Origin of the sequence: Streptomyces sp. TLI_105 (assembly GCF_900105415.1) — a bacterium.
Taxonomy (GTDB): Bacteria; Actinomycetota; Actinomycetes; order Streptomycetales; family Streptomycetaceae; genus Streptomyces.
This window is the reverse complement of sequence record NZ_FNSM01000001.1, coordinates 8526628-8542580: the sequence shown is the minus strand read 5'-3', so window position 1 is coordinate 8542580 and position 15953 is coordinate 8526628. Positions and strand designations below refer to the sequence as shown.

The 15953-nt window shown below is 67.9% G+C and carries 14 protein-coding genes and 4 pseudogenes; 10 read left to right on the top strand and 8 right to left on the bottom strand.

The genetic code is table 11. The annotated features are described in order from the left end of the window. Positions 1–134: 134 nt before the first annotated feature. From BLW86_RS39085 to BLW86_RS39070, 4 genes and pseudogenes are all read left to right on the top strand, one after another. Positions 135–480: pseudogene (locus tag BLW86_RS39085) on the top strand (transposase family protein); the annotation flags it as partial. Positions 481–482: 2 nt separating this feature from the next. Beyond that, positions 483–668: a hypothetical protein gene (locus BLW86_RS44200; protein ID WP_177181903.1), complete on the top strand. Its 186-nt coding sequence runs from the start codon at positions 483–485 to the stop codon at positions 666–668. A 25-nt stretch (positions 669–693) separates the two neighbouring features. Beyond that, positions 694–1527, top strand: coding sequence for an NAD(P)H-binding protein (locus BLW86_RS39075; protein ID WP_093878383.1), 834 nt, complete (start codon positions 694–696; stop codon positions 1525–1527). 318 nt (positions 1528–1845) lie between these two features. Then, positions 1846–2575: pseudogene (locus tag BLW86_RS39070) on the top strand (transposase family protein). 54 nt (positions 2576–2629) lie between these two features. Here the strand turns inward: BLW86_RS39070 and BLW86_RS39065 are convergent. Further along, positions 2630–3010 (bottom strand): hypothetical protein, encoded by a 381-nt coding sequence (locus tag BLW86_RS39065; protein ID WP_093878382.1) that lies wholly within the window; start codon positions 3008–3010, stop codon positions 2630–2632. Between the two features lie 763 nt (positions 3011–3773). After that, on the bottom strand, positions 3774–4775 hold the full coding sequence (locus BLW86_RS39060; RefSeq protein ID WP_143060339.1) for a hypothetical protein: 1002 nt from the start codon (positions 4773–4775) through the stop codon (positions 3774–3776). A gap of 282 nt (positions 4776–5057) precedes the next feature. On the opposite strand from BLW86_RS39060, the gene BLW86_RS39055 reads away from it, so the two are divergent. Further along, positions 5058–7133, top strand: coding sequence for a M4 family metallopeptidase (locus BLW86_RS39055; protein WP_093878380.1), 2076 nt, complete (start codon positions 5058–5060; stop codon positions 7131–7133). Positions 7134–7370: 237 nt separating this feature from the next. Here BLW86_RS39055 and BLW86_RS39050 read toward each other — a convergent pair. Continuing rightward, positions 7371–8264: pseudogene (locus BLW86_RS39050) on the bottom strand (IS630 family transposase); the annotation flags it as partial. A 72-nt stretch (positions 8265–8336) separates the two neighbouring features. On the opposite strand from BLW86_RS39050, the gene BLW86_RS39045 reads away from it, so the two are divergent. The 4 genes from BLW86_RS39045 (at position 8337) to BLW86_RS42420 (ending at position 10715) form a co-directional block, all read left to right on the top strand. Next, positions 8337–9302 carry a HEAT repeat domain-containing protein gene (locus tag BLW86_RS39045; protein ID WP_093878379.1) on the top strand — a complete coding sequence of 322 codons (966 nt, stop codon included), beginning with the start codon at positions 8337–8339 and terminating at the stop codon, positions 9300–9302. 68 nt (positions 9303–9370) lie between these two features. Next, a complete protein-coding gene (locus BLW86_RS39040) occupies positions 9371–9991 on the top strand; it encodes an IS5 family transposase (protein WP_371129658.1) in 621 nt (206 codons plus the stop codon). Between the two features lie 162 nt (positions 9992–10153). Beyond that, positions 10154–10354 (top strand): VOC family protein, encoded by a 201-nt coding sequence (locus BLW86_RS42425; protein ID WP_256341613.1) that lies wholly within the window; start codon positions 10154–10156, stop codon positions 10352–10354. Between the two features lie 97 nt (positions 10355–10451). Continuing rightward, positions 10452–10715, top strand: coding sequence for a hypothetical protein (locus BLW86_RS42420; protein ID WP_177181902.1), 264 nt, complete (start codon positions 10452–10454; stop codon positions 10713–10715). A 553-nt stretch (positions 10716–11268) separates the two neighbouring features. Here the strand turns inward: BLW86_RS42420 and BLW86_RS39030 are convergent. The 5 genes from BLW86_RS39030 to BLW86_RS39010 form a co-directional block, all read right to left on the bottom strand. After that, positions 11269–11676, bottom strand: a complete 408-nt coding sequence (locus BLW86_RS39030) for a TipAS antibiotic-recognition domain-containing protein (RefSeq protein ID WP_093878378.1) — start codon at positions 11674–11676, stop codon at positions 11269–11271. 168 nt (positions 11677–11844) lie between these two features. Further along, positions 11845–12090, bottom strand: coding sequence for a hypothetical protein (locus BLW86_RS39025; RefSeq protein ID WP_093878377.1), 246 nt, complete (start codon positions 12088–12090; stop codon positions 11845–11847). A gap of 112 nt (positions 12091–12202) precedes the next feature. Beyond that, positions 12203–12670 (bottom strand): hypothetical protein, encoded by a 468-nt coding sequence (locus BLW86_RS39020; protein ID WP_143060338.1) that lies wholly within the window; start codon positions 12668–12670, stop codon positions 12203–12205. A gap of 379 nt (positions 12671–13049) precedes the next feature. Next, positions 13050–13766, bottom strand: a complete 717-nt coding sequence (locus BLW86_RS39015) for a leucine-rich repeat domain-containing protein (RefSeq protein ID WP_093878375.1) — start codon at positions 13764–13766, stop codon at positions 13050–13052. 115 nt (positions 13767–13881) lie between these two features. After that, on the bottom strand, positions 13882–14688 hold the full coding sequence (locus tag BLW86_RS39010) for a transposase family protein (protein WP_093879116.1): 807 nt from the start codon (positions 14686–14688) through the stop codon (positions 13882–13884). Between the two features lie 257 nt (positions 14689–14945). Between BLW86_RS39010 and BLW86_RS39005 the strand changes: the two are divergent. Continuing rightward, a pseudogene (locus BLW86_RS39005) lies at positions 14946–15952 on the top strand (IS5 family transposase). The last annotated feature ends 1 nt before the right edge of the window (position 15953 follow it).

Sequence of the window (15953 nt, the reverse complement as noted above, 5' to 3'; positions counted from 1 at the left end):
TCATTCGGCGGTCCGTTTCGGCTGTTCGGGTCGATTGTGGACACGGAGCTGTTTCCAACTTGCCTGACGAAAAGTGGCGTTGGCGTGGGGCCGCGTACAGGATGAGGTGAAGCTCCTGGTAGATGGGTATCGCTCTGCACTGCAGCCACACCTACGCCCAGCTCACGGCCGGTTTCGGAGTCGGGATCACCACCGCCTACCGATACGTGGCCGAGGCGCTGGAGATCCTCGCGGCACTCGCCCCAGGGCTACCAGGGCGCCGGCAGCACCGCTTGGGTCCCCTACCGCGGATGCTGGGACTCCCTCTCCGCCGGGCAACGGGCAGCCAACGTCTCCCACGCCCGCATCCGCGCACTCGGCGAGCAGGCCATGGCCACCTTGAAGACCTGGCGGCTCCTGCGCAAGCCGCGCTGCGGCACCAACCGCATCACCGCCATCGTCCAGGCCGTCCTCACCCTCCACCTGGACTGCTCAAACTGAGGTTGGAAAAGGCTCACTGGCAGGGCTTGCAGGCTGCTTACGACCTCACTGTGAATGGCCTGCATACCTACTACGCGCTGGCAGGCGCCAACCCAGTACTGGTCCACAACTCTGGCGGAACGGGCACGGACATGGCCAGGCGCCTTGACCTGAAGTGTGATCGAGGTTCTAGCGTGTCGCCTACTTGATCATCCGACGACGGGAAACACGCCCATGATCCTCGTCACCGGAGCCACTGGAAACATAGGCAGTGCCCTGCTCAAGGAGCTGCACGCACACGGTGCCGGACCGCTGAGGGTGCTCACCCGTGATGCCGCTCGGGCCGCCTTCCCCGAAGGGGTCGAGGCCGTGGAGGGCGACTTGGCAGAGCCTGCGTCGTTGAAGCCCGTGCTGAAAGGGGTGCGCTCGCTGTTTCTCGTGTCGCGTCTGGGCCCGGACACCGACATCCTCGAAGCCGCCCGGCAGGCGGGCGTGGAGCACGTCGTGCTGGTGTCGTCCATCACCGTCCAGACCCACCCGCACCTCGGCCCCGCCGGCGAGAACCTGGCGGTGGAGGAGCTACTCAAGGCAAGCGGCATGGCCTGGACGATCCTGCGGCCGACGCAGTTCGCGTCGAACGCCCTGATGTGGGCCGCTTCCATCCAAGGCCGCAAGACCGTCCACGTGCCGTACGCCGAGACCGCGCTGCCGACCATCCACCCCGCGGACATCGCATCGGTGGCACGCGTGGCACTGACCGAGCCCGGCCACCACGGACGCACATATGCCTTGACCGGTCCAGAGCCGGTGACCGCCCGACAGCAGGTCGAGGCCATCGCGGCAGCACTGGACAGGGAGGTCCCCTTCGCCGAGATCAGCCGTCTGCAGGCCCGCGCACAGATGGTCGCGACCTTCGGGCCCGAGGCCGCGGACGCCGTGCTCGACGTCACTGGCGGAGACGTGAACCACGAGCTGTCGATGGTGCGCGACACGGTTTCACAGGTCACCGGAACGCCGGCCCGCCCGTTCCAGCAGTGGGCATCGGAGAACGCCAACGCCTTCCGTTGAGCCGCCCGGGCCTGAGCACGTTCACCCGTACTCAGGTACGCACTTCCAGGAGTACGCCGACACGAGGAAACCACCAAGGCCAACTGATGACAGTTTCCCGCTTGACGGCCCGCTGTCCAGATGGACAGCGGGCTGGATCACTCATTGAGCCCTTTCCCACCTGACGGTGCGGGCCGTGTGTGGGACAGATCGGTGGAACGACGAAGCTCCTGGTAGACGGGTTCTCGACCAAGATCCCCCGCGGCGCCAGGAGCTTCGCGTGCTTGTCCACCCCTCCCCAAGCTCTCGGCTTCGCTCGAGCAGGGGAGACCCCATTCGATCGACCTGTCCCGTCGCACCCTGCGGTGCCTGACCGGACGACTCGCTGCCCGGCGAGGGGAAAATCGGGACCCGATGGCGACGCCTGACCGCCGGCCGCCAGGCTCTCCTCACTCCGGCCCGTCCGCGATGCGGTGACACCTACGCCCAGCTCGCCCCCGGGTTCGCCATCACCACCGCGTGCCGCTCCCTGCGCGAGGCCGTCGACGTGCCGGCCGCCCTCGCACCCACCCCGGCCGAGGCGATGCGCATCGCCCGGACCAAGGCGTTCGTGATCCTGGACGGCACCCTGCTGCCGATCGACCGGACCGCCGCCGACACCCCGTACCACTCGGGCAGACACCAACGCCACGGCAGGAACGTCCAGGTCCTCACCGATCCCTTCGGCCGGCTGCTGCGGGCCCCGCCCGCCCTGCCCGGACCGGCCCACGACCTGACCGCCGCCCGCACCCACCACATCGTCGACGCGCTCACCGAGGCCGGCCTCACATGCCGGGCCGACACGGCGTACCAGGGTGCCGGTGGTCCTATCCGGGTGCCCTTCCGCGGCCGCCGCCTCACACGGTGGCAGCGCCGGCACAACAGCACCCACGCCAAGATCCGCTGCCTCGGCGAGCAGGCCATGGCCACCCCGAAGGGCCGGTGCCTCCCGCGAAGGCTCCGCTGCGGCACCCACCGCATCACCACGATCGTCCAGGCCGTCCTCGTCCTTCATCACGCCTCAGCGTGAGGTTGGAAAAGGCTCAGTCTGCCTGAGACCCCGGACCTAGTTACGGGGCAATCTTTAGGCGGGCACCAGCCTCTGGAACACCCGGTCCTGCACTTCCCAGGTCGCCTGCACATTGGGGTGCAGCACGTCCTGGGTTCCGCCCTTCAGGATCCCCTCCCAGTTTCCCGTGAAGAAGCCGGCCTGAAGGTCACCCCAGGAGTGTCCCTTGGTGTGGTCGTCCCACGTGATGTAGAAGTCCACGTGCTGACCGGTCACCGTGCCGGTCACCTCTGTGCTGTGCACCTGCCCGTTGTGGTGCGTGCAGTAGCCGCTGAGATGGTCCCCCTGTTGAACAATGTTCGCTTCAACTACCGCGCCGTTGCTCTGCTGGATCTTCGAGTAGCCGCCGACGTTGATGTACGGAGCGTTAGGCAGGTCCCCACGCCTCCGTTTCATGCTCAGATTGTTTTCGGTGTACTTCCAGGCTAGGCGCCCATCCGGCGGCCTCGCATCCGCTGTGGTGTGAGCTCCGGAGCCGGCTCGCTACCTCACGTCCTGCGCGACTGCCGCCTGAAAGGCGACGGTGTCCACCACGCCATGCTAGGCATCGCCCGACTGCACAACCTCATCCTGGCCCGATCAGCAGAAGAACTCGGGCATGTGCGGGCCGACTCGGAGACCATTTAGGGGACAACCCTTAGAAGTGGACAAAGCCAGCCCGGCTTCCTGTACGCGGAAGGGCTGCACCCGTGGGTGGGGTGCAGCCCTTCCGCGTCAGCGTCACCGACCAGGAACGACGGACTCGGGCCAGTGGCCGACGACGGGTCGATCCTTCCAGACAGGTGTCCCCTCACCATGGACTGACAGTCTCTGCTGAGCACACTCCCGTACGCCCTCGTGACGGTGATCGCCAGTGCGGGGCGCCATCCTCAGCTGACACGCCCACAAGACATCGCTCAGGCCCTCAGTGAGCAGACCGCCTCCCGGGCCCGGGAGGAGAGGAGGGAGTCAGGGCGGTAGTTGGACCCTCGCGGTGACGCGGAGCGGTGCGTCGGGGACTTCCATCTGCGATCAGAGGCCGCGCCTGCCGTGGAGGGGGCAGATGCGGTGGGACTCCTTCATCTTGTAGTTGACGTCCAGATACCGCTCGCCCGCCCCACTGCGGAAGAGGCATCACCGTGCCGACTCCCGACGAGGTTGCATCGGGCGTCGCCGCCGTTCAGTGCCACTCCCAGCGCAGTGCCCGGAAGCCGGGTCCGGGATTCTCGAAGACCGCGTGCGCCCGGCCGGAGGCACTGATCCATACCAATTCCGCGGACATCGGCTCCCCGGTCACCGCGGCACTGAAGCAGCGCCGGCAGCGCACCGGGACCGTGTCCGGGTGAAAGGCGACCTCCAGGGTGTAGAGGAGGGCGGGGGCGTTGAACCCTCGTCCGCACTCCTCGGCGCGGCGTCCGCTCTCGGGGAACCGCAGGGTGTACTCGATCAGCGTGGTTCCGCCCTCGGACAGCGTGCGGTCCAGGAACAGTTCGGCGACTACCAATGGCACGCTACGGTCCGAGCGCAGCCGCCCGAGGCGGGCGTTGCGTACGTTGGTGAATTCCGGCAGCGCTGTGTCTGGGTCCTCACCGTGGAGGATCACTACACAGCGGTCCACCCCGTCTCGGGTGGCTTTCAGCGTCAGGCGGGTGGTCAGTCGTGCCCCGGTGCCTTGCGCGTTGAGCTCGTATTGGTCATGGGCGGCGACCCGGAGCAGGCCGTCGTCCGTGCTGTCCAGCTCGGCCAGCAGTCCGGGGAGGCTGACGAACTCCGGCCACAGGCGCTCGCTCTCCAGTACTTCGGAGTCTCGGTTGACCCAGCGACCCCGAGGGCGGCGCGGGCCGAGCAGCGAGACCAGGCCGTCGGTGGGGATGCCCAGCAGCTCTTCCAGGAGCCGGACCGCTTGGCGGGACTGTGGCCGTTCGGGGCGGCTGCGGCCGCGTCGCCAGTAGCTGAGCGTGGTGACGCTGATCTCCACACCGCGTTCGGCGAGCCGGTGCTGGATGCGTTCAAGGCTGAGCCCGCTGGCCCGCACGGCGGAGTCGAGGGCAGCTTCGAAGGGGCCGGTGCGGAGCGCGTCAAGGAGATCGCTTGCTGGTTCTCGCTGTTGTGCGGTTTTCAGCTCCAGTGGCCGTGGGACCTGGATCGTCTGCCCGAACCGTGTTGTGCCGCTGATGTCCACCAGTCTCTCGCCTTCTGCACCGCCATTGCGCGCCTGGGGAGGGGGGCGCTGCCTGTGGCACCGTTCTTGTGGGGGGATGGAAACGGGCCACAGGCTAGCTATGACCTGGCCGGGTATCGACGAGACGTTAGACACTCTGTGAACAGTTTTGACCAAAGCTCAGGGTGCGGCAGAGCCGTGATCGGGGGAGGAGTCGGTCACCGGCCTCTTCACAGTGCCCGCAATTAAACAGAGTTGGCGCTCGTTGACCGGGGTTTCCGACAGCGGCCACGATCCCGGCCCATGAAGAGAAGTGTTCTTGCCGCATCGATCTCGCTGACCGTCAGCGGCCTGCTGATAGCCGGCATGGGGTCCCCCGCCGCCGCTGCCGACACCGCTCGGCCTCACCCGCCCAAGGCCGACAAGAGCCAGGCCATCCAGGACGCTCGCGCCTCGATCGCCGCCCACCCTGCGGCGGTTCGGGCGAGCTCGGACGACACGTTCAAGTCCGCCTCGGTCCTGGTCGACAAGGACGGCACCCGGCATGTGCACATGACGCGTGAATACCGCGGCCTGCCCGTGCTGGGCGGTGACGTCATCGTGCACTCCGCGCCCAGCGGGGCGTTCCGCGAGAGCACGCTGACCCTCAAGAACAGCCTCTCCCTGCCGGTGACCCCCAAGGTCAGCGCCGAGCACGCGGAGGCTCTGGCGCAGAAGAAGTTCCAGGGCAAGCGCGCCAAGACGACCAGCAAGCTGGTGGTGAACGCGCTCTCCGGCACCCCGCGGCTGGCGTGGCAGGTGACCGTCGACGGCATAGCCCCCGACCAGTCGCCGAGCCACTTCAACGTGCTGGTGGACGCCCTGACCGGCCAGGTCGGGCAGATGTGGAACGCCTTCCACACCGCCGAGGGCACCGGTCACGGCTACCAGGTGGGTGACGTCCCGCTGACCACCACCGCGATCTCCGGCGGCTACCAGCTCAAGGACTCCACCCGCGGCAACGGGGAGACCCGGGACGCGCAGAACCTGACCGCCACCAACGACAGCCCGCCGGCCGGCTGGGGCAAGGCGTTCACCGACACCGACAACGTGTGGGGCAACGGCGCACTCAGCGATCGCGCCACCGTCGCGGCCGACGCCCACTTCGGCATCCAGGCAACCTGGGACTACTACAAGAACGTGCACGGTCGCAGCGGCATCAAGAACGATGGCGTCGGAGCCCGCTCATTCGTGCACTACGGCAACAACTACGCCAATGCCGGCTGGGACGACACCAGTTTCAGCATGATCTACGGTGACGGCGCCCCCGGCGACAAGCCTTTCACCGAGCTCGACGTCGCGGGCCACGAGATGAGCCACGGTGTCACCTCCGCCACCGCCGGCCTGAACTACTTCGGTGACGCGGGCGGCCTGAACGAGGCGACCAGCGACATCTTCGGCACCCTGGTGGAGTTCAACGCCAACAGCCCGGCAGACACCCCCGACTACCTCATCGGCGAGAAGATCAGCTCCACGCCGCTGCGGTACATGGACGATCCGAAGAAGGACGGCGTCTCGCAGAGCTGCTGGACCACCGGCACCAAGAACCTCGACCCGCACTACTCCTCCGGAGTGGGCAACCACTTCTTCTACCTGCTGGCAGTCGGCTCCGGCTCCTCCAGCTGGGGCAACAGCCCGACCTGTGACGGCGGCACGGTCACCGGCATCGGCAACGACGCCGCGGGCAAGATCTGGTACCGCGCGCTCACCACGTACATGACCTCGGGCACCACCTACCCCGAGGCCCGTACCGCGAGCATCAAGGCCGCGATCGACCTGTACGGCGCGAGCAGCAGCCAGTGCGCCACGGTAGAGAAGGCGTGGAGCGGCGTGGCCGTCGTCCCGACCTCCACCACCTGCGGCGGCGGCACCACGCCACCGAGTGGCTCCAACCTGCTCTCCAACCCGGGCTTCGAGTCCGGTGCGGTCAACTGGGCCTCCAGCTCCGGTGTGATCACCAACGACGCCGGCGCTACTGCGCACTCCGGCTCGTACTACGCCTGGCTGGATGGATACGGCAGCGCGCACACCGACACCCTGTCCCAGTCGGTGACCATCCCGGCCACCGCTGCGGCGCCCAAGCTCAGCTTCTTCCTGGCGATCGACACCAAGGAGTCGGGCACCACGCCGTACGACACGCTGAAGGCCCAGGTCGTCTCCGGCACGAGCACCACCACTCTGGCGACGTACTCCAACGCCACGCCGGGCGGCTACACCCAACGGACCCTTGACCTGTCGGCGTTCAAGGGCAAGACGGTCACGATCAAGTTCACTGGCACTGAGGACTCGTCCTTGGCCACCGGCTTCCTGATCGACGACACCGCGGTCACCACCGGCTGATCCTTCCCACAGGCTCCGCGGGTGCGTCCGGTGGGCCCGGCTGGTGAGAACCGGCTGGGCCTGCCGCGCGTTTCGGCCCAGTGGGCGCCCCTGCTCAGTCTGCGAGCAGCAGGCGCCTGCTGCTCCCTGCGGGCCAAGCCATCAGATCAGCTCACAGAGTGGGTCGAGGTCCGCTTCGGCACCTCCGGGCCTAGTGATCTGAGTCAGAGATTCGTCGGCAGTAGGCGGCGACCTTGTCGAGGATCTCGTCGGCAAGTGCAGGTGGAACCGCGGGCGGGCCAGCAGCCACCGTTTGCGGGCCAGCAGCCACCGTTTGATGTCGGGTGTCTTGTGGGTCGCGTAGTTGTCCAGGATCAGATGAACCTGCAGATCAGCCGGGACTTCCTTGTCCAGCTTGCTCAGGAACTTCTTGAACTCCGCTGCCCGGTGGCGGCGGTGCGGGGAGCCGATGACCTTGCCGGTGGCGACCTCGCGGGCGGCGAAGAGAGTGGTCGTGCCGGCCCGGAGGTAGTCGTGGCTGCGGCGTTCGGGCACCCCGGGCATCATCGGCAGGACCGGCTGGGACCGGTCCAGGGCCTGGATCTGCGACTTCTCGTCCACACAGAGCACCAGAGCCTTCTCCGGCGGGTCGAGATACAGACCGACGACGTCGCGGACCTTGTCGATGAACAACGGATCCGTGGACAGCTTGAACGTCTGCGACCGGTGCGGCGCCAGCGCGAAGGCCCGCCAGATCCGCGAGATGGTCGACTGCGACATGCCCGTCGCCGCGGCCATCGACCTCGTCGACCAGTGGGTGGCGTTCTTCGGCGTCTCCTCCAGGGTCTTGACGATGACCCGCTCGACGTCGGCATCGGTGATCTTCCGCGGGACGCCGGGCCGCGGTTCGTCGCACAAGCCGTCCAGGCCACGTTCGATGAAACGCCGCCGCCAGGTGCGGACCGTGTCCGGAGCGATCCGCAGCCGGCGCGACACTTCCATGATCGAGTGGCCCTTGGCGCACTCCAGCACGATCCGCGACCTCTGGGCCAGAGCCTGGGCCGTCGTGCGGCGACGTAACCAGCCTTCCAGCACCGCCCACTGGGCATCGGTCACTGACAACGGCGGAATCTTCGGACCCGGACGACTCATGCCCGACCGACGACGAATCTCCGACTCAGATCACTAGCCCAGATCGGCCGGTAACCGGCCTAGCATCTCCCCATGGCAACCTTCGTGCACCTGACACCCGCCGCCTGCGCGGCGGGCATTCGGCGGAGCGGGATCAAGGCGCGGGGGGAGCGGCGGGGGGTCTATCTGTTCCCCGTCCTGGCCTCGTACGCGTTGACGCACCAGTGGCTGCGGGAGCTGGCCCGGCGGCCGGGGTCGCGGGGGGTCGTCGCCGTGCAGGTGCGGCTGCCGGACGGGGAGCCGGTGGCCGTGGGGCGGTACGGGCGGAGCTTCGACGAGCTCACGGCGGCCGAAGCGGTGCGGCGGATAAGGGAGTTGGGGGACGGGGCGCTCGGGTGGGAGGTGTTCCTGCCTCGGACGATCGCGCGGGGCGAGGTGCGGCAGGTGCGGGCGGTGCGGCAGGTCGCCGGGTGGCGGTATTTCCCCGGGGCCCATGGGGTCACGCCGTGTGTCTGCGCGGGGTGCGTCCAGCCCGGCGCGTACGGGTCCCGGCGGCTTCGGGAGCGGCGGCCGCACCCGTTGGACGGGCCCGCGCCCGCCTCGCGCGTACTCCTCGCACGGCTGGAGCGGGCCGAGGCGCGGGCGGACACGGCCGCGTTGCGTGACACGCTCCAGTGGTACGGGCTCCGCCGGCGCGGCCCGGTGGAACGGCTCGCGCCCCTCGCGGGCCACCCGGACGCCCGCGTCCGGCAGGGGCTCGCGCGGGCGGTGGCCCGCTGGTCGACGCCGGGGGCGGACGAGCTGCTGCGGGAGCTGGCGGGCGACGCCGTGACCGACGTACGGCAGACCGTCGCCGAGGCGGTCGCCTACCGGCGTACCGAAGCCTCCGCCGCCCTCCTCACGGCCCTCGGCCGCGACCCCTCCCCCGCCGTCCGCGATGCCGCCGTGGAAGGACTCGTCGCATGCGGGACGCCTGCGGCGGAGGCCGTGCTCGCGCTGCTCGCGGACGACCCCGACGCCACCGTACGCACGACCGTGGCCCTGCTCACGGAGGAGTGAGCAGGGCCGGGTCCGGTCCTGGCCGCTAAGACCGTGTCCTATGTGGTGAGCCGGTCGCTGAGACCGTCATGGGGCGGGGTACGTGGAGTTGGATTGTTCCGGACGGGCTGTGGGAGATCGCGAAGCCACTGATCCCGCCGTCGAGGGTACGGCCACAGGGCGGCGGGACGCAGGACACGCCCGATGGAACGCTGTTCGCCGCGATCATCTACGTGCTGGTGTCTGGTTGCGCCTGGCGGGCCCTGCCACCCTGCTTCGGGGTCTCGAAGTCGACAGCCCATCGCCGGTTCCTGATCTGGTCCCGTGCCGGGGTGCGGGGCCGGCTGCACGAGGAGGTCCTGCACCGTCTCGACGACGCCGACCTGCTCGACCTGTCCGCGCCGTCCTCGACTGCGCCCACGTCAGGGCGAAAAAAGGGGGGCGAACCCACCGGTCCGGGCCCCGTGGACCGTGGCAAAGCGGGTTCCGAAATGCACGTCCTGTCGGACGCGAACGGCCTGCCCCTCCTCGTCGGCACCCCGGCCGCCCACACCCACGACAGCCAGGCCCTGGAACCCATGATCGTGGGCTTCCAAACGAAACACGATCCTCACCGCAGACGTCACTTCAAACCCCAACATCTACATACCGACAATGCCTACGACATCCCTGGCAGGTTGATCGCAGTCACCAAGGGCAATGTGATCTAGGCGGAACCCGACGGAACACTGAGGATCACGAGCAGGCGCACCGGCGAGGAGGTCTACAAGTGAGCAGGAGGCCGCTAGACCACCTGCCCCCTTTGGGAGCAACCGGGGGGGGGCGGGCGCCCCTCCCTCTCACGGCTACCACAGACCCCAGGAGCGCCAGTGATGATCAACGATCTGATCGTTCTCTACACCGACCGGCTCGGCGCCTGCCGCGACTTCTACAGCGGCCTCGGGCTCACGCTTGTACGCGAGCAGCACGGCACCGGCCCCGAGCGCTACGCCGCAACGCTCGCGCACGGCGCCGTCCTGGAGCTGTACCCGACCGGGCACCGCCAACCACCGGCTATCTCCGGCTCGGCCTGACCGCACCCGCCGGCGCCGGTGCCACCCGGGCCTGCAGGTTCTGACCGACCCCGATGACCGCACCGTCGTTCTCACCGTCCCCCATGAGGAGAACCCCATGACCAGCACAGACGAAGCCCGCTCCGCCGCCGCCCACATCCTCGGCCCCGGGGCCGCGATCGAGACCGCCACCCACCCCGGAGGGAGCCTCTCCCTCACCGTCACCCTGGGCGACCACACCGTCGTCATCGACGGGCACCCCGAGACCGGCTGGGGATGGAGCATCGACCCGGACGAGGCGAGCGGGTCCGCTGGGCACGACCGCACCGCCGACACCCTCGACGACGCCCTGCACGCCGCGCGCACGGCCCTGGCCGCCTGACCGGCTCCGTCGCGCACAAGGAAAGGGCCGACGGGGCCTGGTTTGAAGACCGCCACCCGAAGGTGGTGAGCAAGCCCCGTCGGCCAGCAGATTCCCCAGAGGAGAACCGGTCACCACGGTAGCCACCGGCACCCCGCTCCCCCGGCCGGGAGGGAGGGCGTCACCTTCGCGAGATCGCCGCGCAGTGCGGCATGAGCACCCGGTACATCGTCGAGAACCCGCGCTGGGGCCGTCACCCGGGCTGGCCCGCGCCTGCTGGTAAGCGGGGGCGCAGTCTGGAGTTCGAGCCGTCGGGCCGTGGCCGCGTTCGTCTTGAGGTTCACCGCGTCGAGGTACCGACACCACTGCGGAGGACCGTTGGTCGTCCCGATGTTCCGCAGACTGCACGCCCGGTCAGCTCGATCTGCCCTATCAGCCGACGCCTATGCTGACTACGGTGCGGAATGTGGCCCACTCCTACGCCGTTCTCGCCGGTCACTACGACCTGATCATGACTGCCGGTCATACGACTACGGCGCACCCGCCCCTGCATGTCCTGGCCCGTGTCGCGCGACTACGCCGAAGCCTCGGCCCGTGCGCTGGGGGCGAACCCGCTCCCCTGCTCGGCGAACACCTTGATCGCGGCGCCCAGGAACTCCACCAGCCCGGGGTGGTAGGAATCGTGGAACGCCCTCATGGCCTCGTCCTCGGCGTAGAAGAGCGACATGCCGACGTAAGCCTCCCTGGAGGGGGTGTAGAACCGGCAGACGATGTCGAAGTGCCTGCGGACGAGCTCCTGGATCTGCTGGTCCCCGGGCAGGGAGCCGCCGTCCAGGAAAGCCGTGATCTCCCGGTACAGGACGTCCCAGTCCTGGTGTACCCGCTCCCTGTCCACATGTTCCCAGTCATTGGTCCCGGCAAGGCTCCTCGCCTGCTCCTCGGCCAACGACCGGCGACACTCGTCCTCGTAACTGTTCCCCACGACACCGGTTCCCCTCGTTTCGTCACCTCTCCGGTGGATCCCCGAGAGGCCGCCGACATGTCGACATCGACCGACCGCCGATGATCAACTTCCGGTCCAGGCCGAACGGTGACACACAGCCACCGGGTCGGCAAACCATTTCTCGGACCCTCCGGCGCTCCGTCCCGGTCAGCCGACGGCGGAAAGGCGCGGGTCGTACAGCGCCCGACCTCCGAGCCACCGGCCGAGTTCGGTGGTCAGGGCGACGCCGTCGTCGACCTCCTTGGTCCGACATCCGTGGATGTCCAGCAGAAGACCGTCCAGCGGGCCGCCGACGAGTTCGGCGTAGGTTCGGTCCGGCCGCGGACCCGGATCGGGGTCGTCGTGATCGCGGCCGTAGACCCGACCGCGCAACAGCTGCTCGTCGCTGTTCATACCGGTCAGCTTCTCAACCACCACCGACAACGCGGCACGGACAACAGGTCAGGCCCGCCAGCAACCGCTCCTCTTCCCCACGGCTATCGCGTGGGAAGGACACCTCATGCAGTTAAGCCGTCAAGCCGTGGGGTGTTGGTCCCCGCCCTTCGGATCTTGCCGAGGGTCCGTCCTGGGCCCCCGTCGGCACGCAGGGGTCGGCCAAGACCCGGTAAGCGGCCTCCGCAGGTGTGGCGGGCGCCACCCGCTTCTTCCACTCGGCGCGTACTGCTCGTATCCACTCCGCGTCCCGCGGCAGCTCCCAGCAGGCGTAGCCCAGTGCTTTCAACGCCTTCATGTGGAAGCGGTCCTCGGCCTCCAAGAGGATCGGCCGGATCCGCGCCGCAGCGGACTCGACTACCTCCTCGGCCGGCAGCTCATGCCAGATCCGGGCCTCACCGTTCTCGGAACGGAACCCGAACTTCGGGTCGATGAGCTCCACGAGCTTCTCCCAGTCATCAGCAAGGGAGTGCTCTGTCACACGGCGCGCTCGCACCACGAACGGCTCAAGACACTGCCGGTTCTTCTGCTCGATCTCCACCTGATCGCTCGACGCACACGCCCCCTCATCTTGAAACCAGAATGCCGGGACGCTCGCCACACGGACCACCCAATTCTTCCGAAACGGTTCCGTGCTCATCAGCTGGTCAAAGACCATCGCCAGATCAGTCCCAGCGACGCTTGCCCCGGCGTGGCTTCGTACGTGAGAAGGGGCTCTGGCACAACTTCCGTGGAGCCACACCGCCCGGGTTTGTGTCTGCCTCAGGTCAAGCGGCTGACTTGCCGGTTCCCGGCGTACTCCGGCCTCGGTCAACGAGCTTCGACTCGACACCACAGAAGTTGTGCCAGAACCCGTTCGGGTTCTGGCACAACTTCTGTGGTGCGGTAACTCTGAGTTCGCACCACCCCGAGGACGCTCTCTACGTCCAGACGATGCATCCTCGTCGCGCAAGGAGATCGAGCAGCCGTGGCGCGGGCTCGATGTTGTTCCAGCGGAGGTCCAGTTTCTCGAGTGAGGGGAGCTCGGGCAGCCAGCGCGGCAGGGTGTGGAGTCTGTTGCTCCGCAGGTCGAGATGGCGGAGCCGTGAGAGTCCCGCCAGGGCCTCTGGGACGTCCGGCAGGGCGTTCTCTCGTAGGTCGACGTGGCGCAGTTCGGCCAGGGCGCCGACGGATTCCGGCAGGCACGTGAGTGCGTTGCCCCGCAGCCATAGCTCGCGGAGCCGGTGCAGTCGGCCGATCGATTCGGGGAGGGCGGTGAGTCGATTGTGCTCGGCCCGAAGTTCCACCAGTCCGACCATTTCGCCGATGGTGTCCGGGAGACTGGTGAGGTGGTTTCCCCCGACGTTGAGGTATCGGAGGGCGGTGAGCCGGCCGAGCGATCGGGGAAGTTCTTTCAGCTGGTTGTCGTGCAGGTACAGGTACTGGGTGAGCGGTAGCTCAGTCAGCTCGTCCGGGACCGAGGCGAGATCGTTGTGGCCCAGGTCCAGCGTGTGCAACTGCCGTAGTCGTGCGATCTGGGGCGAGATCCGTGTCAGTGCGTTGTCCGCGAGGATCAGCACGTGCAGTTCGGTCCGCTGCCACAGCGACTCCGGTAAGGCGCCGAGGTTCTGCTTCCACAGACTCAGTGTCGCCTTCACGTCGGCATGCCTCCAAGGCTCGGACGAACTCGCTGCCCGCAGCCTACGTCCAGTGTGGTCACCGTCAGGCGAGAAGAACCCGCTTCGGAGAAGCTCAGCCGTCGCTGAACCTCTTTCATCCTGGATAGTTGCAGGTCAGCAGCGTGTGAACGGCCTGAACGATGGTGCTGATGCGGCGGGTGGAGCATCGGGGCCGCCGGAGTAGCCGCCAGGACTTCAGCTGGGCGAAGGCGCGTTCTCCCGGGGCCCGCAGGCGGGCGTGGTCATGGTTGGACTGCTGGTAATCCGGGGGTTGTTCGCGGTGGTGGTAATACGGGGTGCGGACGGTGGCGCCGACGTCCTGGCAGGCGCGGTCGGCGAGGACGAGGATCTGCCGGGTCAGGCAGGCCTGGACGATGCCACGGGCTCGGGCCGCGGTCAGATCGCGGGTGCGGCCGGGTGTCGCGCGGGAGAACCAGAGCGGTGTTCCGTCGGGGCGGGCGATGACCTGCACGTTCATGCCGTGCTTGCGGTGCTTCATCGAGTAGTACGGCTCGTCCGCGCGGATCCGGTCGGTGGGAATCAAGGTGCCGTCAACGACGACGTGGTCGCCTTCACCGAGGCCGGTGAGAGCTTCGTGGATACCGGGCGCCCAGCCGGCCAGCACGTCCAAGGTCTCGTCGACGTAGCGCCAGGCGGTGGCCTGGGATATCCCGAAACCCGCTCCGAGCTGCGAGAACGTCTCGTTCTTCCGCAGGTGTACCAGCGTGAGAAGTGCCTGGTCGAAGCATCCGAGCTTGCGCCAACGTGCGTTGCGGGCCCGGCGGTGCTCGTACAGCAACCAGGCGACATGCTCGACGAGCTCATACGGGACGTCGAGCATGGCAGGATACGGAACCAGCAGGGCCCCTTCGGTCGCCGGCGTGTTGAGTGGAATCACCACGCCGACGACAAGGGGGTCTGCCTCGTCACCACACTTGCTGACCCAGCCCATTTCACCCTCCGGCACAGGATGGAAGAGGCTCACTCATAGCTCCCTGCACGATGTCGTGCGGCAGAGGCTTCGCCGTCCTCCGCGAACGCCATCCCGGGGCACGGCGTGCCACGCCCTAGGGGACGCCATTAGGGCGCGTATCGAGTCGTGATCAATTTGCGGGATGTGCCTTCGTGGCACAGTCCGGTCCGATAGACGGTCTTATCGTGCCGCGAGTGCAACTGGCCGATCTCGATGGGGAGTTCATCGAGCCGTACCTGCCGATCGGCGAGTACGGCCCGTACCCCGAGCGATTGCGACAGCAGTTCGAGGGCGTGATCTGGCGGTTCAGGACGGGCGGGCAGTGGCGGGAGATGCCGACGGAGTTCGGCGCCTGGTCGACCGTCCACAACCGCTTCCGGCAGTGGCGTGACGCCGGCGTCTTCGAGGCCCTGCCGGAGGGCCTGATCACGGAAGCCGCGAAGCGGGGTGAGGTGGACCTGTCCCTGGTCGGCATCGACTCCACCACCGCCCGAGCCCACCACGACGCGGCCGGGATGCACCTCGGCGAGGACGTCGTCACCGCCCTGGAGAAAGCCGCGGCCGAGGAGGAGGAGAAGGCCAGGTCAAAGGGGGCGGACTCAAAGACCAAAACGGGCAAGAGACCGAAAGCGATCCCGCGCCGGAAGAACGACGACGCATCCGGCGGCGGCGGAAACTCAGGCTGAAGGCCGCCCTCCTCGGCCGTTCCAGAGGCGGGCAGACCAGCAAGGTCCACCTCGCCGCCGACCGCAAGTGCCGCCCGCCGGCGTTCATCCTGACCACAGGCCAGGCAGCGGACAGCCCGCAGTTCATTCCCGTCCTGAAGAAGGTACGGGTACGCGGGCCCGTCGGCCGACCCCGCATCCGGCCGGACGCGGTCGCCGGGGACAAGGCGTACTCGTCCCGCGGAAACCGCGCCCACCTGCGCAAACGTCGTATCAGGGCGGTCATCCCGAAGAAGAAGGATCAGCTCGCCAACCGGAAGAAGAAGGGTTCCAGAGGTGGCCGACCCGTCAGCCACGACGCCGATCTCTCCAAGGAGCGGAACACCGTCGAACGCCTGATCAACAAGCTCAAGGCAGGGCGAGGCATCGCCACCCGGTACGACAGGACTCCCGCCAGCTACCTCGCCGGTCTCCACCTGCGCGCCTCGATGATCTGGATCAAGGACCTCACCAGGACCACCCGATGAT